This window comes from Bosea vestrisii, from assembly GCF_030144325.1.
In the GTDB taxonomy this organism is placed as follows: domain Bacteria; phylum Pseudomonadota; class Alphaproteobacteria; order Rhizobiales; family Beijerinckiaceae; genus Allobosea; species Allobosea vestrisii_A.
In genome coordinates, this window is the sequence record NZ_CP126307.1 from 4682599 (window position 1) to 4702709 (window position 20111).

The window sequence follows — 20111 nt, forward strand, 5'->3', positions numbered from 1 at the left end:
GGAATCGGGACGCATGGTCGGAACGCATTCTCGCATGGCGGGGGTGCCGTTCGGCGTGGGTCTGCTTGCATTCCCAGCGCCCGCAAGGAGAGGAGGACAGCGATGCGCTCATCTATCGGTCCCGTGGCCGCGGCGCTTGCCGTCCTGGGCTGCAGTTGGCTTTCGGCTGCGCCTGCTCACGCGCAGGGTGCGGTGCGCTCCACTCACGGCGATTGGCAGATGCGCTGCGAGACCCCGCCCGGCGCCAAGGCCGAGCAATGCGCGCTCGTGCAGAATGTCGCGGCCGAGGATCGGCCGAACCTCACCCTCCTGGTGATCGTGCTGAAGACGGCTGACCAGAAGAGCCGTCTGCTGCGGGTGGTCGCTCCGCTCGGCGTGCTGCTCCCTTCCGGCCTCGGTCTCAAGATCGACGACAAGGATATCGGTCGCGCCGGCTTCGTGCGCTGCCTGACGACCGGCTGTGTCGCCGAGGTGGTGATGGACGATACCCTGCTCGGTCAGCTCAAGACTGGTAAGAGCGCCACATTCATCGTGTTTCAGACACCGGAGGAAGGGGTCGGTATTCCGGTTTCGCTCAACGGATTCGGCCCCGGCGTGGAGGCTTTGCCGTGATTGATCGCTTTGCTGGCCGCTTCGGCCGGTTCATTCTGCCCGCCGGCCTGGCGCTCGCGCTCGCCGGCTGCGGGTCTTCCGGTTCGTCGAGCACCGGGGAGCCCAGCGCCACGCAGAAGCTCGGCAATATCCTCATGTTCCAGTCGACCACGCCGCCGGCAGCCGATCAGCTGCCGACCGACGATGAGGTCAACTTCGTTTGCCCCTCGGTGATCATCGCCGATGGCGGCGCCGCGATCCGCGCCCAGTCGGGCCAGGACAGCGGCAGCCTGCGCAGCCAGGTCTCGATCACCACCACTGCGCGCGAGTGCACCCAGGCGAACAAGGATGGCGGCTTCACCCTCAAGGTCGGCGTCGAGGGGCGCATCCTGATTGGCCCCGCCGGCGGCGCCGGCAGCTACGGCGCGACATTGGTCACCCAGGTGCTGCGCAACAACCAGGTCATTGCGCGCCGTAGCGCCCGTGTCGGCGGGGCGATCCCTTCCGGCCAGACCGGCGCCGACTTCTCGCATGTCGAGGGCAACATTGTCGTCCCCGCCGGCTCCGGCGAGGTCGAGATCATCGTCGGGTTGAACACCGGCGGCGGGGAACCGGCGCGGCGTCGGCGCAGGTAAGCGGCACACTGCCGTCAACTGAGGCAGAGGGGCCGATTGACTCGGCTCCTCGCTCGTCTATTGCTGGCTCAGCCGCATCATCCCCGCGGGAGAGACCGGAGCCGGACTTGTCCGGACCCGGCGCCGAAGGCGCAACCGCCCCGGAAACGCTCAGGCAAACGGACCGCGTGGGAATTGGCGCTCTGGAAAGTGGCGGGCCTTCGAGGCTCGCCCACCGACGGGGGTAACTCGCCCAAGGCTTCGGCCGGACGGGGAAATCTCTCAGGTCCCGAGACAGAGGGGGCGCGCTCCGGACGATTCCGTCCGGGGTTCGCGCTCGACTCTGGAAGGGATGCCATGGCTGCCGAAGCCGAGACTGCAAGCACCGAACCGCTGCTCAAGACGCCGTTCCATGCCCGCCACGTCGCGGCGGGCGCGCGCATGGTGCCGTTCGCGGGTTACGACATGCCGGTGCAGTATCCTGCCGGCATCATGGCCGAGCACAACTGGACGCGCGAGAACGCCGGCCTGTTCGACGTCTCGCATATGGGCCAGGCCTTCCTCGTCGGCCCCGATCACGAGACCACGGCCCGCGCGCTCGAGGCGCTGATCCCGGCCGACATCGTCAACCTGCCGCCCGGCAAGCAGCGCTACTCGCAGCTGCTGAACGAGGAAGGCGGCATCCTCGACGATCTGATGGTGACGCGCTCGGCCGATCCGGACGAGGACGGCGCGCTGCTGCTCATCGTCAACGCCGCCTGCAAGACCGCCGACTACGCCCATATCGAGGCGCGCCTGCCGGCCAATGTGAAGCTGGTCAAGGCCGAGCATCGCGGCCTGATCGCCCTGCAGGGGCCGAAGGCTGAAGAGGTGCTGGCGGCGCTCAATCCCGAAGCTGCTGAGATGGGTTTCATGACCCTGCGCACGCTGAAGCTCGGCGGGGTCAAGGCCAATGTCAGCCGTTCCGGCTATACCGGCGAGGACGGCTACGAGATTTCCGCTGCCGCCGATCGCATCGGCGAGATCTGGGATGCGCTCCTGCTCGATCCCAAGGTCAAGCCGATCGGCCTTGGCGCCCGCGATTCGCTGCGCCTCGAAGCCGGCTTGTGCCTTTATGGCCATGACATCGACACCGCGACCTCGCCCGTCGAGGCGGCGCTCAACTGGTCGATCCAGAAGCGCCGGCGCGAGGAGGGCGGCTTTCCCGGAGCGGCCCGCATCCAGCGCGAATTCGCCGAGAAGCCGGCCCGCGTCCGCGTCGGCCTGCTGCCGGAGGGCCGGGCACCGGCGCGCGAAGGCGCGGATATCGCGACCGCCGACGGCACGATCGTCGGCAAGGTCACCTCGGGCGGCTTCGGCCCGACCCTGAACGGCCCCTGCGCCATGGGCTACGTCGCCAGGGAGCATGCCGCTCCCGGCACGAAGCTCGACCTGATTGTGCGCGGCAAGCCGCTGGCGGCAACCGTCGCCGCGATGCCCTTCGTCCCCAACCGCTACAAGCGCTGAGCTTCACCCCTTTTCGCCGGAGGAAACCCATGGCCGAGACCCGCTATACCAAGGACCACGAATACATCCGCATCGACGGTGACACCGGCACGGTCGGCATCACCGACTACGCCCAGGGCCAGCTCGGCGACGTCGTCTTCGTCGAGCTGCCTTCGGTCGGCAAGGCGCTGACCAAGGGCGGTGAGGCCGCCGTGGTCGAGAGCGTCAAGGCGGCCTCCGAGGTCTATGCGCCGGTCTCCGGCGAGGTCGTCGCTGTCAACAGCGAGCTCGAAGCCGCGCCCGGCACGGTCAACGAGGACCCGGCCGGCAAGGGCTGGTTCGTCAAGATCAAGCTCACGAACACGGGCGAGCTCGACGGCTTGCTGAGCGAGGCCGAGTACCAGGACTACGTCAAGACGCTCTGAAACCGTCATTCCGGGGCGGCCGGAGGCCGAGCCCGGAACCCATGACCACGACGCTTTGGAATGAAGCGGCGCGGGTCGAGCTGGCTTTCAACGACCTGAGTTCATGGGTTCCGGGCTCCTCGCTGCGCTCGGTCCCGGAATGACCCGAGGATATTCTTAAATGCGCTATCTCCCCCTGACCGAGACCGACCGCGAGGACATGCTCGCGCGCATCGGCGTGCCCGATGTCGATACGCTCTTCTCCGACGTGCCAGCCGGCAAGCTGCTGAAAGAACCGCTCGACTTAGCCCGCGCCAAGGGCGAGCTCGAGGTCGAGCGCATCCTAGGCAAGCTTTCGGCAAAGAACACGGCCGCCGGCGCCGTGCCGTTCTTCGTTGGGGCAGGGGCCTACAAGCACCATGTCCCGGCGACGGTCGATCACCTGATCCAGCGCTCGGAATTCCTGACCAGCTACACGCCCTACCAGCCCGAGATCGCGCAGGGCACCTTGCAATATCTCTTCGAGTTTCAGACGCAGGTCGCGGCGCTGACCGGCATGGAGGTCGCCAACGCCTCGATGTATGACGGCTCAACCGGCACGGCCGAGGCGGTGCTGATGGCCCACCGCGTCACCAGGCGGCGCAAGGCGGTGCTCTCCGGTGGCCTGCACCCGCACTATACCCAGGTCGTCGAGACGCTCTCCGAAATGGCCAACGACGAGGTCGTGGCGCTCAAGCCCGACGTCCGCGCCACCGAGGATATCCTCGCTGCGATCGACGACAGCGTCTCCTGCGTCGTCGTGCAGTCACCCGACGTCTTCGGCAACCTGCGCGATCTCAAGCCCATCGCCGACAAGGCTCACGCCCATGGCGCGCTGTTGATCGCGGTCTTCACCGAGGTCGTCTCGCTCGGCGCGGTGACGCCGCCGGGTGCGCAGGACGCCGACATCGTTGTCGGCGAGGGCCAGTCGATCGGCAATGCCCTGAACTTCGGCGGCCCCTATGTCGGCCTCTTCGCCGCCAAGTCGAAATATATCCGCCAGATGCCGGGCCGGCTCTGCGGCGAGACGGTCGATGCCGATGGCCGCCGCGGCTTCGTGCTGACGCTCTCGACGCGCGAGCAGCATATCCGCCGCGACAAGGCGACCTCGAACATATGCACCAATTCCGGCCTCTGCGTGCTGGCCTTCACCATCCATATGACGCTGCTCGGCCAGGCCGGCCTGACCCGGCTCGCCGAGGTGAACCATGCCAATGCGGTCAAGCTCGCCGACGCAGCTGCCGGGGTGAAGGGCGTCGAGGTCGTCAACGAGACCTTCTTCAACGAGTTCACGCTGAGGCTCTCGAAGCCGGCGGCAGAGGTGGTCGAGGCGATGGCCGCGAAGGGCATCCTCGCCGGCGTGCCGGCGTCGCGCCTGAAGCCCGGCGCCGGGCTCGACGATCTGCTGATCGTCGCCAATACCGAAGTGAACACGGATGAAGATCGGGCGGCCTTCGTGGCGGCGCTCGCGGAGGTGCTGTGATGCTGAACCGTCAGGGACGTCCCAGCCAGGCTGGCGAAGGTGCGAGCGAGCGCCACGAGACCTTCACCGGCAACCGCGCGCTGCAGCAGATCGAACCGCTGATCTTCGAGATCGGCCATCACGAGACGACCGGCGTCGACATCGACAAGCCGGCGCCGTTCAAGAGCCGCCTCGGCAAGCACGCCCGGCAGGGCGAGATCGGCCTGCCCGGCCTCTCCGAGCCCGAGACGATGCGCCACTATGTGCGCCTCAGCCAGAAGAACTACGGCATCGACACCGGGCTCTTCCCGCTCGGCTCGTGCACGATGAAGCACAATGCCCGCCTCAATGAGAAGGTGGCGCGGCTGCCGGGCTTCTCCGACGTGCACCCGCTCCAGCCGGTCTCGACCGTGCCGGGCGCGCTCGACGTCATGCTCGAGCTCGCCCGCTACCTGATGACGCTGACCGGCATGCCGGCGGTGGCACTCTCGCCCAAGGCTGGTGCCCATGGCGAGGCCTGCGGCATGATGGCGATCAAGGCCGCGATTGCCGCCAAGGGCGAGGGCGCGACCCGCAATGTCGTGCTGGTCCCTGAATCGGCCCACGGCACCAACCCGGCGACCGCGGCGCTGATCGGCTTTACCGTGAAGTCGGTCCCGGCGCGTGACGATGGCACGGTCGCGGTCGAGGACGTCAAGGCGCTGCTCGGCCCCGACGTCGCCGCGATCATGCTGACCAACCCGAACACCTGCGGCATCTTCGAGCCGCAGATCGTCGAGATCGCCGCGGCGATGCACGAGGCGGGCGCCTATTTCTACTGCGACGGCGCCAACTTCAACGCGATCGTCGGCAAGGCGCGACCTGGCGACCTCGGCGTCGACGCCATGCACATCAACCTGCACAAGACCTTCTCGACCCCGCATGGCGGCGGCGGTCCGGGCGCCGGCCCGGTCGTGCTGTCGGAGCGGCTGGCGCCCTTCGCGCCGGTGCCGTTCATCCATGTCGAGGGCGGCAAGTCGCGCCTCGTCGAGCACAAGGCCGATGCGCCTGAGGGTAACGACCCCTTCGGCCGCATGACTGCCTTCCATGGCCAGATGGGCATGTATGTCCGCGCGCTCGCCTATATGCTGAGCCACGGCGCCGACGGCATGAAGCAGGCCTCGGAAGACGCCGTGCTCAACGCCAACTACATCCGCGCCGGCCTCGCCGACCTGATGTCGCTGCCCTTCCCGGATCATCCCTCGATGCACGAGGCGCTGTTCGACGACGAGTGGCTGAAGGGCACCGGCGTCTCGACGCTCGATTTCGCCAAGGCGATGATCGACGAGGGCTATCACCCGATGACGGTGTATTTCCCGCTCGTCGTCCACGGCGCCATGCTGATCGAGCCGACCGAGTCGGAATCGAAGGCTTCGCTCGACCTGTTCGTCGCGACTTTGCGCGACCTCGCCATGGCCGCCAAGGGCAACGACAAGAGCCGCTTCACCGCAGCTCCGCACCACGCTCCGATCCGGCGCCTCGATGAGACGAGAGCCGCGCGCCAGCCGGTGCTGAAATGGGAAAAGCCCGCGCCGGTGAAGGAAGCAGCGGAGTAGAGCGGGCATGTCTAACCTGATCCGATCAGATTGATCATCTGATCGGATCAGGTGCTTCTAGCTCTCGCCCCAAGGATCAATCACGGTCAGGCCAAGGCCTGTAAAATGGCGCACGTTGCGCGTGGCGATGGCCAAGCCGTGCGCCGCTGCTGTTGCAGCGAGAAAGCCGTCCATGATGGACATGTTCAGCCCGTCGCGACGAGATTGCGCCATCACGTCGCCCCAGAGCGCGGCAATTGATGTTGTGATGGGCAGGAGCCGGTCGCCGAAACGCTCCGGAAGCTCGGCCGTGACCCATTCGCTCAAGCGGATGCGTCGGCGACCTTCCGTCATAAACGCTACGCTGCGGTAGAGTTCCGCTATCGTGATGATGCTGAGGAAGAGGCCTTCTTCCGGCGTGTCCCGAATGAAACGCTCGACTGCCGCAGATGGCTGCGGTTTCTGCGGTTCGGAAATGACGTTAGTGTCGAGCAGGATTCTCACAGCTCGATGTCACGCGGCTGGTCGGCGAGGCGCCTGAGATCGAGGTCAGCCCCACGAAGTGGCGAATTCTGGAGAAATTCGAGCAAGGTTCCTTTCGGCGCCGTCCTCTTCTCCCACTCTTCCACCGACACCAGCATCACCGTCGGCTTGCCATTGCGCGTCACAGTCTGTGGGCCTTCGGATTTCGCCTTGTCGATGAGTTCGGAGAAGCGCGCCTTCGCGTTGGCGACGCTCCAGCTCGTCTTCGATGCCGATGTCATGCGCTGCCTCCGTTTGAAAATGACCATCATGACTATATGGGTCATTGCTTGCTTTCGGCAAGGCAAGCTGACTTATGGTCAGCGCTTCCGGCTGCCTTAAGGCTTCCTTGACCATATGCGAGAGAAGCTTCCGACGGCGTGTATTCTCGCGCCTTGGAAGCTCGCCCATGTACCGCGTTCGCCTTCGCCATGTGCTCGCCGCCACGGTCTCCTTCGTGGCGATGCTCTCGGCTTCCCGCGCCGAGGAGCCGGGCTATGGCCCCAGAACCTATGACCGCACGCTCGAGGCGCTGATCACGCATGAGGATATCGCCGGCCGTGGCGGCTGGCCGAAGGTGCCGGGCGCGGCGGCTGCGCTGAAACCCGATTCGCAGGGGCCGGACGTGGCACTGCTGAAGCAGCGCCTGATGCTGAGCGGCGATCTGTCGCCCGACGCCTTGCCGGGCGACATCTACGACGCGACCGTCATCGCCGCGGTGAAGCGTTTCCAGCGCCGTCACGGCTTGTCCGAGCTGGGCACCGTCGGCCGCCTGACCTTGAAGTCCTTGAACGTGCCGGTCGAGGTCCGCCTCAATCAGCTGACCGCGACGCTGGAGCGGCTCAAGGGCAACGGCTTCAGCTTCACCGAGCGCTATGTCGTGGTGAACATCCCCGGTGCCAGCGTCGAGGCGGTGGAGAAGGGCGTGGTCCAGCGCCGCCATCTCGCCATTGTCGGCCGGCCCGACCGGGCCTCGCCGGTGCTGCAGGCCAGTATCACCTCGGTCAACCTCAACCCCTATTGGACGGTGCCGATGTCGATCGTGAAGGCCGACATCATCCCGCATATGCGCAAGGATCCGGGCTTCATCGCCAAGTCGAACATGAAGTTGCTCGGCGCCGAGAATCGCGAGATCGATCCGGCCAGCGTCAATTGGGCAAGCCTGACCAACCCATATTTCTACGTCCGGCAGGAACCGGGGCCGACCAACTCGCTCGGCCAGCTCAAGATCGACATGCCGAACAGCGAGGCGGTCTACATGCATGACACGCCGAAGAAGTCGCTCTTCCGCAACGATGTCCGTTTCAACTCCTCGGGTTGCGCCCGCATCGAGGGCGTGCGTGACCTCGCAGCCTGGTTGCTCGAGGGCACCGAATGGACCCAACCGGCGATCGAGGCCGAGATCGCCAAGGGCGAGCGCAAGAACATCACGCTGAAGAAGGCGGTGCCGGTCGCCTGGGTCTACATGACTGGCTGGCAGGACGCTGACGGCCTCGTGCAGTTCCGCGACGACATCTACGGGCTCGACACGCCGCAGGGCATCGTCACCTCGACGATCCAGCCGCGCCGGCCGAAGCCCAAGCCGGTGGTCGCGCCGACGGCAGCGCCCGCCACCGCGAAGCTGCCTCAGCCTGTCGTCCGGCCAGCCATGCCGAAGTCTGCAGCCGCTCCGGTCCCGATGCCGCTCCCGCCACCTGGGACGGCTGTCGCCATCCAGTAAGGAACGAGGGCTTTCGCCTGATTCCAGGAGTTCAAACGAAAAACGCCGCGGTCCGAAGACCGCGGCGTTTTTGTTTCTTTGCCTAAGGCTCGGGCGGCTCAGTTGAGCTTGGCGCGGACGTCCTTCAGCCCGGCGGCGATCAGATCGGCACCGGTCTTGCCGGCGACCTGGCCACGCAGGATGACCTCGGCGGCGCGCGACGCGGCCTCGGCGGCGGCGGCGCGGACCTCGGCGGTCGCCTGGGTCTCGGCCTGGGTGATCTTGTCCTCGGCCGACTTGGTGCGACGGGTGACGAACTCCGCCAGCTTCTCCTCGGCGTCCTTGGCGAGACGCTGGGCCTCGTCCCTGGCGTTGGCGACGATCGCCTCGGCCTCGGCCTCGGCCGCCTTGCGCTTGCTCTCGTACTCGGCGAGCAGCAGTTCGGCCTCGTGGCGCAGGCGCCTGGCTTCCGCGAGTTCGCGGGCGACAAGTTCGCCGCGGCCGTCGAGCGCCTCGATGATGCTCTTGAGGGCACCCATCTTCACCGCCATGGCGAGGAAGATGACGGTCGAGACCAGGACCCAGAAGGTTGGGTTGCTCAGCATGGCGTTCAGCCTCCCAGCGCGGTCTTGACCGCCTTGGCGGCGTCGGCCGGAGCCGGAGCGGCGCCGGTCAGGCGGTTGACGATGGCGCTCGCCGCGTCGGCGGCGATCGCCCCGACATGGCTCATCGCTTCCGTCTTGGTGGCGACGATCATGGCCTCGGCGTCGGCGAGCTTGGCGGCAAGATCGGCCTCGACCGTCTTGCGCCGCGCGGCGCTGTCGGCATTGACCTTCTCGCGCGTCTCCTGCGCGATCGCCTGCGACTTGGCGCGGGCTTCGGCAAGGGACTTCTCATAGGCCTGGCCGGCCTCTTCGGCCTTGCCCTTCATCGCGGCCGCCTCGTCGAGATCGTTGCCGATCTTGTTGGCGCGATCCTCAAGGATGTTGCCGAGACGCGGCACGATCACCTTGGCGGAGAGCCAATAGAGGAAGCCGAATGTGATCGCGAGCCAGAGCAGCTGCGAGGCGAAGGTATCGCCCTGGAACGGCGGGAAGCTGCCGCCATGGGCGGGAGCCGCGCCGCCATGGGCGGTCGTTCCGGTGGTCGTGGCTGGCGCTGCCATCACTGAACCTCATCCGGCCGCACGAGCCCGGAGGGTTCGCACGGCATATGGGAAGGGAGGCGGGGGAGCCCGCCGCGTGACGCCCCGGAGGGTGTCGCCTGCGGCAGGCCCGGTAGCGTTCGCGATCAGACCGCGAAGAGCAGCAGCAGCGCGATCAGCAGCGAGAAGATGCCGAGCGCTTCGGTCAGCGCGAAGCCGAGCAGCAGGGTGCCGCGCTGGCCATCGGCGGCCGACGGGTTGCGCAGGGCGCCCGAGAGGAACTGGCCGAACAGGTTGCCGAGACCGATGCCCGCGCCGGCCATGCCGAGGCAAGCGAGACCAGCGCCGATGTACTTGGCAGCTTGGGGATCCATGGAAATGCTCCTTAGGGGGATGGTTGTGGCAGTCGAGGGGTGAACTTGAGAACCTGGCCGCTCAGTGGCCCGGATGCAGGGCGTCGTGCAGGTAGATGCAGGTCAGCACCGCGAAGACATAGGCCTGCAGCACCGCAACCAGGAATTCGAGCGCGATCAACGCAATCGTCAGCACGAGCGGCAGCGGCGAGAGGATCGCCCAGCCGCCGGCGAAGAGCAGCGTCGCCACGAAACCGGCGAAGATCTTCAGCGCGATGTGGCCGGCGAGCAGATTGGCGAAGAGACGAACCGACAGGCTGATCGGGCGCGAGACGAACGAGATCACCTCGATCGGCACCAGGATGATCAGCATCAGCGGGTGCACGCCCTTGGGTACGAACAGGCCGAAGAAATGCGCGCCATGCTTGGCGATGCCATAGATGATGACGGTGAGGATCACGATCGCCGCGAGCGCGGCGGTGACGACCAGGTGGCTGGTGACGGTGAAGGAGCCGGGAATCATGCCGAGCAGGTTGCAGACCAGCACGAACATGAAGAGCGAGAACACCAGCGGCACGAACTTCATTCCGTCATGGCCGGCCGAGTCCTTTACCGTACTGGCTACGAACTCATAGCCCATCTCCGCCAGCGCCTGCAGCCGGCCCGGGACGAGCGAGCGATTGCGCGTGCCGTAGACGAAGAGCAGCGCGATGACGGCGACGGCGATGACCATGAACAGAGCGGAATTGGTGAAAGCGATTTCGCTTCCGCCGATCTTGCCGAGAGACACGATCGGCTTGATCTCGAATTGTTCGATCGGACTAGCCATCTGTCGCCCTTGTTCCTGCCATAAGACGGCCCCTTTCGGAGCCGCGCCTCAGTTCTGCGCGCTCGACTTATCGTCAGTGCGCGATTTCATCAAGCTCCGCTGCGCGCACGACGTTCATCACGCCAGCGCCGAAACCGAGCATCAGCAGGACGATCATCCCGAAGGGCGCCGTCCCGAACCATTTGTCGACGGCCCAGCCGAGCCCGCCGCCGACGATGATGCCGGCGATGAATTCGGTGGAAAGCCGCATCGCCTGACCGATTCCGCTGGAATCGGTCCGACCGCTTTCGCTGCGACTTTCGGCCTCCGCCTGGCTGGTCACACGCTTCAGGCCCGCATCGAGGGATTTGAGCCGGCTCTCCAGGCTCGCATCCGTTTCCGCAGGCCGCTGCGGGTCCAGGCCTTTTTCGTCCCGGCCCGTCATCGCAGATAGACAGCTATCATGACACGACCTTTCCGTGCTCGGTTCGCGAGAGAACCGGACAATACCGGAATTGTCGCTGATTTGCGCTGCCTGAACCGGTTGACCCGTTGCCGGATCGCCAATGGCGGGCGCTCGTCGGATTGCCGATCGTTCCCTGCGATGAAAAAGCCTCGCCGCCCGGAAAAATCGGCCGCACCATATTGGCGGCTCCAGGTGGTGTCAAGCTGTGCCAGTACCGATTAATGCCTTGAAAAATAAAATGATTTTAGAGTGCGATAGAGCGGTCGGAGCAATTCTTGTGCGCTGCCGCAAGCATGTCAGACCGCCTCGCGGATGCGCTCGGCCGTGGCGAGGTCGACCGAGACCATCTGGCTCACCCCGCGCTCGGCCATGGTGACGCCGAAGAGCCGGTCCATGCGGGCCATGGTGATCGGGTTGTGGGTGATCAGGATGAAGCGGGTCGCGGTGTTGCGCGCCATCTCCTCGAGCAGGTCGCAGTAGCGTTCGACATTCGCATCGTCGAGCGGAGCATCGACCTCGTCGAGCACGCAGATCGGCGACGGGTTGGTCAGGAACACCGCGAAGATCAGAGCGGTCGCGGTCAGCGCCTGTTCGCCGCCGGAGAGCAGCGTCATCACCTGCGGCTTTTTGCCCGGGGGGCGCGCGATGATCTCGAGCCCGGCTTCGAGCGGATCTTCCGAATCGACCAACGAGAGCTCGGCTGTGCCGCCGCCGAACAGCACCCCGAACAAATGCTGGAAATGGCCGTTGACGATCTCGAATGCGGCAAGAAGCCGCTCCCTGCCTTCGCGGTTGAGCGCGCCGATCGCCTGGCGCAGCCGCCGAATCGCCTCGGTCAGGTCGTCGCGCTCGCTCGCGAGGCCGGTTCGCTTGCCCTGAACCTCCGAGAGCTCGTCGTCGGCGCGCAGGTTGACGGCGCCAAGCCGCTCGCGCTCGGCCTTGAGTCCGCCGAGCCGGCGCTCGACATCTTCCGCATCCGGTGGCGTATCCCCCACCTTCAGCCCGGCGAGCTGATGCAGACTGGCGACCTCGGTCTCCAGCCCGTCGACGATCTGGCGCACGACATCGGCAAGGCGTTGTCGTCCCGCTTCGAGCCGCGCTTCCGCGCTCGCCCGGCCTTCGCGCGCAGCCGCCAGCCCCTCCAGCGCCGCGCGTGCCTGCCGGTCAGCCTCGGTCTGTGCGACCTCGCCGGCGGCGAGCCTGTCGGCAGCACCCCGCCGGTTGCCCTCGGCGGCCTCGATTTCGGCAAGGAGGCGGCGACGTTCGACCAGGAAGGTGTCGGGCGCTTCCTGCAGCGCCTTGTGCTCGGCCGCGGTCGTCTCGATTCGCCGCCGCGTATCGGCGGCGCTCTGCTCGTTCGCCGCCGCCCGCTCACGCCAGGCGCGCAGATCCCCTGCGATCGCTTCGCGCCGACGGCTGCGCAGCTCAGCCTCACGCCCCTGCGTCTGCACGCGGGCTCGTGCTTCCGGACGCTGCGGCGCGCCGCTCGCCCAATTCGGCGCGGGCGGCGAGCAGCGCGTTCTCCAGTTCGGGGGCCGGCGCGAGATCGGCCAAGTCCTGATTTGCGGCCTCGGCCTGCGCCTGCGCATCGGCGATGTTCTGACCGAGCCGGCCGATCGCCTCGGTCAGGGCCGAGCGGCGGGCCGCCGTCTCGCCGGCCCTGCGCTCCGCCTGCGCCAGCCGCTCGCGGGCCTGATCGAGGCTGCGCCTGGCGTCGCGGGCCGCCTCCAGTGCCTTCGCCTCGATCAGCGCCGCCATCTTGGTGCGCTCACTCGCCTGGTCGAGACCGTCGCGCGACGCTTCGGCTGCCTCGCGCGCCGCCTGCGCTTCGTGTTCAAGATCGCCGAGCCGGTTCTTCTCGGCGAGCCGGCGGGCGGCAGGCGAGGGGGCATCGGCCGCGCTGGTGAAGCCGTCCCAGCGCCAGATGTCGCCCTCGCGCGAGACCAGTCGCTGCCCCGGCAGCAGCTTTGGCCGCAACCCAGCGCCATCGCCCCGGGCGACGACGCCGATCTGGCGCAGCCGCCGGGCGAGCGCCGCCGGCCCGCGGACATGCTTGGCGAGCGGCTCGACGCCATCGGGGGAGGGCAGGGTCGCTCTCGCCGCCGCCGCCGTCGGACCAGTGTGCCGGCGCCGCCGGATCGGCCGAGGCGTCGAGATCGTCGCCGAGCGCCGCGCCCAGCGCGGTTTCATAGCCTTTGGCGGCTGCGATCGAGTCGAGGATCGCCGGCCAGCGCCCCCCGCCGCTGGGGCGAGCAGCTTCTGCAAGGTACGGACTTCGGTTTCGAGGCGCTGTGCCTTGCGGTCGGCTTCCGCGAGCGGGCCACGCAGCCGCGTTTCGTCCTCGCGAGCGGCGACGAGGGCGCTGCGTGCGGCGCCAGTAGCCGCATCCGCGGCCTGCATCGAGGTCTCTGTGGTCGCGACCGCGGCGCGCAGCCCGTCAAGCGAGGCGGCGGTGCCGTCGGCGTCGAGCGCCGCCTGGTCGCGTTGCAGGCGCTCACGTTCGCTGGCGTGGCGGGCCTCGCGCTCCTTCGCCTCGCGCACGGCCCGTTCGAGCGCACCGCGCCGGGCTGCCAATTCGGAAAGCCGCGCCTGTACCGCGGCATGCTCGGTTTCCGCCGCCGCCAGTGCCGTCTCAGCCTCAGTGAGCTCGGTCGCAGCGGCCTTAGCTCCACCCGCCGCAGCCTCGGCCTCCAGCCGCAGACTCTCATCCTCGGCCGTCAATCGCGACAAGCTGTCGGTGGCATCCTTCCCGAGGCTCTCCTGCCGAGCGAGATCGCCCTGCAATTCGGCAAGCCGCTTCGCCAATTCCTCGGTGCGCTGCTTGGCGCGCCGATTCTCGGCCTCGATCTCGTCGAGACCGCGCTTCAGCCGGACGAGTGCAGCCGCTGCGACCGCCTCGTTCTCGCGCAGCTCCGGCAGGGCATGCGCCGCGATCGCCTGCAACCGCGCCGCTTCAGCCTGCACGCCGGTCTTGTCGGCGACCTCGCGGACGGCCGCTTCGAGGGCGCGCTCTGCCACGGCCTCCTGCGCCCGCGCTTCGTGATGGGCGATCAGGGCCAGCACCGCCTCGGCCTTGCGGATGTCGGAGGCGAGATTGCGATAGCGCGTCGCCTGGCGTGCCTGGCGCTGCAGCGCCTCGACCTGTCCGTCGATCTCGGCGAGCACGTCTTCGAGCCGGTTGAGATTGTCCTCGGCGCCCTTGAGGCGCAGCTCCGCCTCGTGCCGGCGGCTGTGCAGGCCGGCGATGCCGGCGGCGTCCTCCAGGATGCGCCGGCGCGATTGCGGCTTGGCGGAGATGATCTCGCTGATCTGGCCCTGGCGCACCAGCGCCGGCGAGCGCGCGCCAGTGGCGGCGTCGGCGAAGAGGAGTTGCACGTCGCGGGCGCGCACCTCCTTGCCATTGATGCGGTAGGTCGAGCCTTCCTCGCGCTCGATCCGGCGCGTGACCTCGAGCACCTCGGCATCGTTGAAGGCGGCGGGCGCCTTGCGGTCGCTATTGTCGAGCGTGAGCGCGACCTCGGCCATGTTGCGGGCCGGGCGCTCGGACGAGCCGCCGAAGATGACGTCGTCCATCCCCGAGCCGCGCATGTTCTTGAACGAGCTTTCGCCCATCACCCAGCGCAGGGCTTCGACGAGATTGGACTTGCCGCAGCCATTGGGGCCGACGATGCCGGTCAGGCCAGGCTCGATCTGGAACTCGGCCGGTTCGACGAAGGTCTTGAAGCCGGCAAGCTTGAGGCGCGTCAGCTGCATCGACGCGCCATAAAGCTATCGGCCGGCTCAGCTGCCGAGCAGCGGCTCGATGATCTTGTCGAATTCGGCAAGGCTGAGTGCACCGGAGCGCTTCTGCCCATTGATGAAGAAGGTCGGGGTGGAGTCCACGCCAGCCTTGGCCCCACCTTCCTTAACCTGCGTGACAGCGTCGTAAATGTCCTGTCGTTTCAGGCAGGCCTCGAAAGATTCCTGTGTGAAACCGGCCTGCTTGACCAGGCTGGAGAGAGCATCGACCGGCTTTTCGGTGAAGGCCCAGTTGCGCTGCTGCGCGAACAGCAGGTCGGTGAGCGGGTAGTATTTGTCGGTGCCGTTGCAGCGCGCCAGCATGAAGCCGGCCGTGGCGAGTGGATCGAGCGGGAACTCGCGCAGCACGAAGCGCACCTTGCCGGTGTCGATGTACTTGGCCTTCAGCGCCGGCCAGGTGTCCTTGTGGAAGGTGGCGCAGTGGCTGCAGGTCAGCGAGGCGTACTCGATGATCGAGACCTTGGCGTCGGGGCTGCCGAGCCAGACGTCGCCGAGCGGATTGGGGACGCCGGGAGCGGTCTGAGCGAAGGCACCCTGGCTGGCGAGAAGCGGCGAGAGGGCCAAGGCGGCGGAGCCGATCAACACCTGGCGGCGGCTGGTCATGAGACAATCCCTGATGGCGACGTAATTGCTGCGGACCATAGTCACCATCAGGATTGTGGCAAGATCGGTTCGCCGGTTCCTACTCACGAAGCCGTGTCGTCGGCCGCGGCGCGGCGCCGCTGCGCGATGCCGCGCCCGAGCCGTGCCAGCGCCTCCCGCAACTCGATGCTCTCGACGCCTGCGACCTGCGCCTCGATCCGCGCCAATACGGCAGGATCCGGCGGCGGAGCCGGTTTCGGCGCGGGCGGCGGCGCGACCGGCCCCTGCTTCAGCACCAGCTTGCCGACGGCGCGCCAGCCGAGATGGCTGTTGACCCGCTCCAGCACCAGCGGGCCGAGTTGCTGCATCTCCAGGGCGAAGGCGCCTTCGACGCGCACCACCAGCGTCGCCGGGTCCGACAGCTCTCCCGGCGCGCCGCGTCGCCGCGGCCAGTCGATCTTGAGCGGCCGCGTCCGCTGCGCCAGCCGCTCGCCGACGATCTCCGGCCAGAAGGCGACGACCGAGCGCCCCGCAAAGCCCTGCGCGGCGAGCGCGGGCGCGAGGCAGTCGTCGATCAGTTCGGCGAGGGGTTTTGCGACCATGGCCCAGTTTGCGACGAGAGCCATCCGGCGGCAAGCAGATCAGCCGTTCTCCTTGCGGGTGCGCCATTCCGCCGCCGTGATCTCCCAGATCTCCGCCGGATGCTCGCCGGACACGAAATTGTGGGTCTCGATCCCGACCATGCGCATACCACTGCTCTGCGAGATGCGGCGCGAAGCGATGTTTTTCACTGCTTTCGGCGCCCGCAATACGCTGTGTCCGAGCGCCTCGAACCAGAAATGGGTGACGGCGACGACCGCCTCGCTCATCAGGCCCTGATTGCGCCATTCGGGTGCGATCCAGAAACCGCGATTGTTCTTCTCCCCAATCAGCAGGCTGATCACGCCGATCAACCGTCCGGGTTCGGTCTTCGGGCGCAGACTCCAATGCCATTCCGTGCCCGCGGCCATACCCGGCAGCGCGACATTGCGCAGGAAGCTCTCGGCACCATCGGGCGGATAGGGCCAGGGCACGTGGCTGTCGAGAAACTGCACGATCTCCCATTGCGGAAAAACGGCTTGGATTGTCGGCGCGTCGTCGAGCGCCAGCGGCTTGAGCAGCAGTCTCTCGGTTTCGAGGCTGGGAATGACATTGGTCATCGTCGACGAGGTTGTCCGCTGGTTCTTCGGAAGGTCCCGCTTGCGGTCGGGGGCAGGCACGCTAAACCGGGCGCATGAGCCTCGCAACGCGACCGCAGGCGGCCAAGGCGGCCGATCTCCTCGCCTGGTATGACCGCCATCGCCGCGTCCTGCCCTGGCGGGCGCTGCCGGGCGAGCTGGCAGATCCCTACCGGGTCTGGGTCTCCGAGATCATGCTGCAACAGACCACGATCGCGGCGGTAAAACCCTATTTCGAGCGCTTCATGGCACGGTTTCCGACCGTCGAGGCCCTTGCTTCCGCTCCGTCCGAGAACGTCATGCAGGCTTGGGCCGGGCTCGGCTATTATTCCCGCGCCCGCAACCTTCATGCCTGCGCCCAGGCGGTCGCATATCAGCATGGCGGCCGCTTCCCCGATACGGAGGACGGCTTGCGCGCACTGCCGGGCATCGGCGCTTATACGTCGGGAGCCGTCGCCGCGATCGCCTTCGATCGGCCGGCGGTCGCGGTCGACGGCAATGTCGAGCGGGTGATCACCCGGCTCTTTGCGATCGAGGACGAGATGCCGGCCGCCAAGCCGCTGATCCGCGACCGGGTGCTGGTATTGCTGTCGCACGACCGGCCCGGCGATTTCGCGCAGGCGCTGATGGATCTGGGCGCAACGATCTGCACGCCTCGCTCGCCGGCCTGCGGGCTCTGCCCCTGGCGCGAGCCCTGTGAGGCGCGCATCGCCGGCACGCAGGAGAGCTTCCCGCGCAAGGCGGCGAAGAAGGCCGGCAAGACCCGCTATGGCGCGGCCTTCGTCACGATGCGCGAGGATGGCGCCGTCCTGGTCCGCACCCGGCCCGCCAAGGGTTTGCTCGGGGGCATGGTCGAAGTGCCTGGCAGCGACTGGCGGGCGGATTATGAGCTAGCCGATGCCCTGCGCGACCAGCCGGTGTCGGCACGCTGGCGGCGGCTGATGCTGCCGGTCCGCCACGTCTTCACGCATTTCCCGCTGGAGCTGACGGTGTTCGCCGGGCGCGTGCCGTTGGAGACGCAGGCGCCGGACGGCATGCGCTTCACGCCGTTCAACCGGCTGAAGGAGGAAGCCTTCCCGAACGTCTTCCTGAAGGCATTGGAAGCCGGGCTGGAAGAGCTGCAGCGGCCTTAGGCCGCCGCCATCTGCGTCCTGATCTCGCCGCGCAGGACATCGAGCAGCATGGCTTTGCCGTCGCGCTCGACATGCCAGAAGGTCCAGCCATTGCAGGCGGGAAGTCCCTGCGCCAGTGCGCCGACCTTGTGGATCGAGCCGACGGCCGGGCCGAGCACAAGCGTGCCATCGGCGCGGATGGTGGCGCTGTGGCGGCGCTTCTCGTCGAAGACGCGCTCGCCTGCCTTCACCAATCCAGCCTCGACCAGGCTGAGGAAGGGCACGCGCGGTTCGCTGCGCTTCGAAGGCGCGGTGGCGAAGGCTTCCGGTGGCAGCGGCTGAACCGCGGCGATGCGCTCGCGCGCTGCGTCGGCATAGACCTGCTCGCGCTCGATGCCGATGAAATGGCGGCCGAGCGCCTTGGCGACCGCGCCGGTCGTGCCGGTGCCGAAGAAGGGATCGAGCACGACGTCGCCGGGATTGCTGGCCGAGAGCAGCACGCGGGCGAGCAGCGATTCGGGCTTCTGGGTCGGGTGGACCTTGACGCCCTTGTCGTCCTTCAGGCGCTCGTCGCCGGTGCAGAGCGGCAGGTACCAGTCCGAGCGCATCTGCAAATCGTCATTGCCGCCCTTCAGTGCTTCGTAGTGGAAGGTGTATTTCGAGGCCTCGCCGCGCGCCGCCCAGATCAGCGTCTCATGCGCATTGGTGAAGCGGCGGCCGCGGAAATTCGGCATCGGGTTGGCTTTGCGCCAGACGATGTCGTTCAGCATCCAGAAGCCGAGATCCTGCAGGATCGAACCGACCCGGAAGATGTTGTGATAGGAGCCGATCACCCAGAGCGCGCCGTCGGGCTTCAGCGCGCGGCGGCAGGCGGTGAGCCAGGCACGGGTGAAGGCGTCATACTCGGCGAAGGAGGCGAACTTGTCCCAGTCGTCATCGACGGCATCGACGAGGCTGTCGTCGGGCCGGCGCAGATCGCCGCCAAGCTGGAGATTATAGGGCGGGTCGGCGAAGACGAGATCGACGCTCCCCGGGGGCAGCGCCTCGATCGCGGCGACGCAATCGCCGACGATCACCTGATCGAGCGGCAGCTCCCGAGGGAGAACCTGAGTGGGAAGAAGGCTCTTGGCCTTCATCCGGGTCGCCAGCGCGGGCCGTCCGGTACGCGAAACCTGAATCCGGACGGGAGCGCTGGCGATCCCGGTACGCGAGGTACTCATGACGCCAAGACCGTTACGCAACTTCAACAGTCGCGATCCTGGCCGGTCAGGGTAAAGGGCGGGTTTCCGGGGTGAAAAAAATGCGTCCCATTCTGGGGCTGCAGATTTTGCCTAGCCCATTGAATGTGTTGATGAATTCCTAACGGAAGTTAAGGAATCGTAAGCGGCTCCAGCTGCCGTTGCGGCAGTTCGGGAGCAGTTCCGCGGGTCCCTTGACCGTCACTCGGGCAGGTAGATTTCGGCCTTCATGAAGGTCACTGCCTGCCCGGTGATGAGCACGCGCGCTCCTGCCATTTCGCAGCTGAGATGCCCGCCGCGCGCCGAGGCCTGGAAGGCTTCGAGACGGGTCTTGTCGAGCTCGCCGGCCCAGTACGGAACCAGCGTCGCATGGATCGAGCCGGTGACCGGATCTTCCGGGATGCCGGCGCTGGGAGCGAAATAGCGCGAGACGAAATCATGGCTCTCGCCGCGCGCTGTGATGCCGAAGCAGAGCGGAGCGAGCGTCGCGATCGCGGCGGCATCGGGCACGAAGGTGCGCACCGCCTTTTCGTCCGCCAGGACGGCGAAGACGTTCTCGAAATTGCGGAAGAGCGCCCGCGGCGGAACCGCAAAGAGCGCGGCGATGACCGGAGGCAGTGCCTCGACCGGTTCTGGTGCGAAGGCCGGCAGGTCGAGCCGGTAGCCATTGTCCTGCTGCGAGACACGGATCGGTCCGACCCGGGTGGCGAACTCGATCTTGCCCGAGATGCCGTGAGCGCTGGCGAGGACATGCGCGGTCGCGAGCGTGGCATGCCCGCAGAAATTGACCTCGTGGACAGGGGTAAACCAGCGCAGATCCCAGCCGCTACCGCTCGGGCGGGCGAAGGCGGTTTCGGCCAGATTGTTCTCGTTGGCGATGGCCTGCATCGTCGCCTCGGGCAGCCAGTCGTCGAGGATGAGGACGGCAGCCGGGTTACCGGCGAACACCCGGTCGGTGAAGGCGTCGACCTGATGCATCGTCAGGGTGGGCATGGTGCCTCCG

The 20111-nt window shown here is 67.2% G+C and carries 20 protein-coding genes, 1 pseudogene and 2 riboswitches; of the genes and pseudogenes, 8 read left to right on the plus strand and 13 right to left on the minus strand.

All coding sequences use genetic code 11. The annotated features are described in order from the left end of the window. Positions 1-102: 102 nt before the first annotated feature. The 6 genes from QO058_RS22985 (at position 103) to gcvPB (ending at position 6190) form a co-directional block, all read left to right on the plus strand. The gene (locus QO058_RS22985; protein ID WP_284168535.1) at positions 103-612 is read left to right on the plus strand and encodes an invasion associated locus B family protein; all 510 of its coding nucleotides are present in this window, start codon (positions 103-105) and stop codon (positions 610-612) included. Further along, a complete protein-coding gene (locus QO058_RS22990) occupies positions 609-1226 on the plus strand; it encodes a hypothetical protein (protein ID WP_284168537.1) in 618 nt (205 codons plus the stop codon). Before QO058_RS22985 ends, QO058_RS22990 begins: the two co-directional genes overlap by 4 nt. 76 nt (positions 1227-1302) lie before the next feature. Then, positions 1303-1402, plus strand: a riboswitch (glycine riboswitch). Between the two features lie 4 nt (positions 1403-1406). Further along, positions 1407-1505, plus strand: a riboswitch (glycine riboswitch). A gap of 57 nt (positions 1506-1562) precedes the next feature. Continuing rightward, complete coding sequence (gene gcvT, locus QO058_RS22995; RefSeq protein ID WP_284168538.1) at positions 1563-2711, plus strand: glycine cleavage system aminomethyltransferase GcvT; 1149 nt, start codon at positions 1563-1565, stop codon at positions 2709-2711. A gap of 29 nt (positions 2712-2740) precedes the next feature. Further along, a complete protein-coding gene (gene gcvH, locus QO058_RS23000) occupies positions 2741-3115 on the plus strand; it encodes a glycine cleavage system protein GcvH (RefSeq protein ID WP_284168539.1) in 375 nt (124 codons plus the stop codon). 160 nt (positions 3116-3275) lie between these two features. Then, positions 3276-4616, plus strand: a complete 1341-nt coding sequence (gene gcvPA, locus QO058_RS23005; RefSeq protein ID WP_284168540.1) for an aminomethyl-transferring glycine dehydrogenase subunit GcvPA — start codon at positions 3276-3278, stop codon at positions 4614-4616. Next, positions 4616-6190: an aminomethyl-transferring glycine dehydrogenase subunit GcvPB gene (gene gcvPB / locus QO058_RS23010; protein WP_284168541.1), complete on the plus strand. Its 1575-nt coding sequence runs from the start codon at positions 4616-4618 to the stop codon at positions 6188-6190. Before gcvPA ends, gcvPB begins: the two co-directional genes overlap by 1 nt. A gap of 57 nt (positions 6191-6247) precedes the next feature. On the opposite strand, the gene QO058_RS23015 is transcribed toward gcvPB, so the two are convergent. Together QO058_RS23015 and QO058_RS23020 are read right to left on the minus strand one after the other, a co-directional pair. Further along, positions 6248-6673, minus strand: a complete 426-nt coding sequence (locus QO058_RS23015) for a PIN domain-containing protein (RefSeq protein ID WP_284168542.1) — start codon at positions 6671-6673, stop codon at positions 6248-6250. Next, positions 6670-6933 carry a type II toxin-antitoxin system Phd/YefM family antitoxin gene (locus QO058_RS23020; RefSeq protein ID WP_284168543.1) on the minus strand — a complete coding sequence of 88 codons (264 nt, stop codon included), beginning with the start codon at positions 6931-6933 and terminating at the stop codon, positions 6670-6672. Before QO058_RS23020 ends, QO058_RS23015 begins: the two co-directional genes overlap by 4 nt. 167 nt (positions 6934-7100) lie before the next feature. On the opposite strand from QO058_RS23020, the gene QO058_RS23025 reads away from it, so the two are divergent. Then, on the plus strand, positions 7101-8411 hold the full coding sequence (locus tag QO058_RS23025; protein WP_284168544.1) for a L,D-transpeptidase family protein: 1311 nt from the start codon (positions 7101-7103) through the stop codon (positions 8409-8411). 98 nt (positions 8412-8509) lie between these two features. On the opposite strand, the gene QO058_RS23030 is transcribed toward QO058_RS23025, so the two are convergent. From QO058_RS23030 to QO058_RS23070, 9 genes and pseudogenes are all read right to left on the minus strand, one after another. Then, positions 8510-8992, minus strand: a complete 483-nt coding sequence (locus QO058_RS23030) for a F0F1 ATP synthase subunit B family protein (RefSeq protein ID WP_284173002.1) — start codon at positions 8990-8992, stop codon at positions 8510-8512. 8 nt (positions 8993-9000) lie between these two features. Continuing rightward, positions 9001-9555: a F0F1 ATP synthase subunit B gene (locus QO058_RS23035; RefSeq protein ID WP_284168545.1), complete on the minus strand. Its 555-nt coding sequence runs from the start codon at positions 9553-9555 to the stop codon at positions 9001-9003. A gap of 125 nt (positions 9556-9680) precedes the next feature. Then, a complete protein-coding gene (locus tag QO058_RS23040; protein ID WP_057187825.1) occupies positions 9681-9908 on the minus strand; it encodes a F0F1 ATP synthase subunit C in 228 nt (75 codons plus the stop codon). 61 nt (positions 9909-9969) lie between these two features. After that, the gene (locus QO058_RS23045) at positions 9970-10716 is read right to left on the minus strand and encodes a F0F1 ATP synthase subunit A (RefSeq protein WP_126113486.1); all 747 of its coding nucleotides are present in this window, start codon (positions 10714-10716) and stop codon (positions 9970-9972) included. 73 nt (positions 10717-10789) lie between these two features. Then, a complete protein-coding gene (locus tag QO058_RS23050; RefSeq protein ID WP_284168546.1) occupies positions 10790-11140 on the minus strand; it encodes an AtpZ/AtpI family protein in 351 nt (116 codons plus the stop codon). A 317-nt stretch (positions 11141-11457) separates the two neighbouring features. Next, positions 11458-14914: pseudogene (locus tag QO058_RS23055) on the minus strand (chromosome segregation SMC family protein). Positions 14915-14941: 27 nt separating this feature from the next. Then, on the minus strand, positions 14942-15562 hold the full coding sequence (locus tag QO058_RS23060; RefSeq protein ID WP_284168547.1) for a DsbA family protein: 621 nt from the start codon (positions 15560-15562) through the stop codon (positions 14942-14944). 83 nt (positions 15563-15645) lie between these two features. Continuing rightward, on the minus strand, positions 15646-16143 hold the full coding sequence (locus QO058_RS23065; RefSeq protein ID WP_284168548.1) for a DUF721 domain-containing protein: 498 nt from the start codon (positions 16141-16143) through the stop codon (positions 15646-15648). 39 nt (positions 16144-16182) lie between these two features. Next, the gene (locus tag QO058_RS23070; RefSeq protein WP_284168549.1) at positions 16183-16740 is read right to left on the minus strand and encodes a GNAT family N-acetyltransferase; all 558 of its coding nucleotides are present in this window, start codon (positions 16738-16740) and stop codon (positions 16183-16185) included. A gap of 74 nt (positions 16741-16814) precedes the next feature. Between QO058_RS23070 and mutY the strand changes: the two genes are divergently transcribed. Continuing rightward, the gene (gene mutY, locus QO058_RS23075) at positions 16815-17891 is read left to right on the plus strand and encodes an A/G-specific adenine glycosylase (protein ID WP_284168550.1); all 1077 of its coding nucleotides are present in this window, start codon (positions 16815-16817) and stop codon (positions 17889-17891) included. Here the strand turns inward: mutY and QO058_RS23080 are convergent. Together QO058_RS23080 and QO058_RS23085 are read right to left on the minus strand one after the other, a co-directional pair. Further along, the gene (locus tag QO058_RS23080; protein ID WP_284173003.1) at positions 17888-19090 is read right to left on the minus strand and encodes a site-specific DNA-methyltransferase; all 1203 of its coding nucleotides are present in this window, start codon (positions 19088-19090) and stop codon (positions 17888-17890) included. The two genes, mutY and QO058_RS23080, sit on opposite strands and share 4 nt — an antisense overlap. A gap of 219 nt (positions 19091-19309) precedes the next feature. Next, positions 19310-20101 carry a PhzF family phenazine biosynthesis protein gene (locus tag QO058_RS23085; RefSeq protein ID WP_284168551.1) on the minus strand — a complete coding sequence of 264 codons (792 nt, stop codon included), beginning with the start codon at positions 20099-20101 and terminating at the stop codon, positions 19310-19312. Positions 20102-20111 lie beyond the last annotated feature (10 nt).

Excerpts from the sequence above, each read along its gene's own strand:
- QO058_RS22985 (WP_284168535.1), top strand. The coding sequence starts at position 103 with ATGCGCTCATCTATCGGTCCCGTGGCCGCGGCGCTTGCCGTCCTGGGC.
- QO058_RS23085 (WP_284168551.1), bottom strand. The coding sequence starts at position 20,101 with ATGCCCACCCTGACGATGCATCAGGTCGACGCCTTCACCGACCGGGTG.
- QO058_RS23080 (WP_284173003.1), bottom strand. The coding sequence starts at position 19,090 with ATGAGTACCTCGCGTACCGGGATCGCCAGCGCTCCCGTCCGGATTCAG.
- QO058_RS23050 (WP_284168546.1), bottom strand. The coding sequence starts at position 11,140 with ATGACGGGCCGGGACGAAAAAGGCCTGGACCCGCAGCGGCCTGCGGAA.
- QO058_RS23065 (WP_284168548.1), bottom strand. The coding sequence starts at position 16,143 with ATGGTCGCAAAACCCCTCGCCGAACTGATCGACGACTGCCTCGCGCCC.
- QO058_RS23040 (WP_057187825.1), bottom strand. The coding sequence starts at position 9,908 with ATGGATCCCCAAGCTGCCAAGTACATCGGCGCTGGTCTCGCTTGCCTC.
- QO058_RS23070 (WP_284168549.1), bottom strand. The coding sequence starts at position 16,740 with ATGACCAATGTCATTCCCAGCCTCGAAACCGAGAGACTGCTGCTCAAG.
- gcvPA (WP_284168540.1), top strand. The coding sequence starts at position 3,276 with ATGCGCTATCTCCCCCTGACCGAGACCGACCGCGAGGACATGCTCGCG.
- QO058_RS23025 (WP_284168544.1), top strand. The coding sequence starts at position 7,101 with ATGTACCGCGTTCGCCTTCGCCATGTGCTCGCCGCCACGGTCTCCTTC.
- QO058_RS23060 (WP_284168547.1), bottom strand. The coding sequence starts at position 15,562 with ATGACCAGCCGCCGCCAGGTGTTGATCGGCTCCGCCGCCTTGGCCCTC.
- QO058_RS23035 (WP_284168545.1), bottom strand. The coding sequence starts at position 9,555 with ATGGCAGCGCCAGCCACGACCACCGGAACGACCGCCCATGGCGGCGCG.
- QO058_RS23045 (WP_126113486.1), bottom strand. The coding sequence starts at position 10,716 with ATGGCTAGTCCGATCGAACAATTCGAGATCAAGCCGATCGTGTCTCTC.
- QO058_RS23020 (WP_284168543.1), bottom strand. The coding sequence starts at position 6,933 with ATGACATCGGCATCGAAGACGAGCTGGAGCGTCGCCAACGCGAAGGCG.
- gcvPB (WP_284168541.1), top strand. The coding sequence starts at position 4,616 with ATGCTGAACCGTCAGGGACGTCCCAGCCAGGCTGGCGAAGGTGCGAGC.
- gcvH (WP_284168539.1), top strand. The coding sequence starts at position 2,741 with ATGGCCGAGACCCGCTATACCAAGGACCACGAATACATCCGCATCGAC.
- gcvT (WP_284168538.1), top strand. The coding sequence starts at position 1,563 with ATGGCTGCCGAAGCCGAGACTGCAAGCACCGAACCGCTGCTCAAGACG.
- mutY (WP_284168550.1), top strand. The coding sequence starts at position 16,815 with ATGAGCCTCGCAACGCGACCGCAGGCGGCCAAGGCGGCCGATCTCCTC.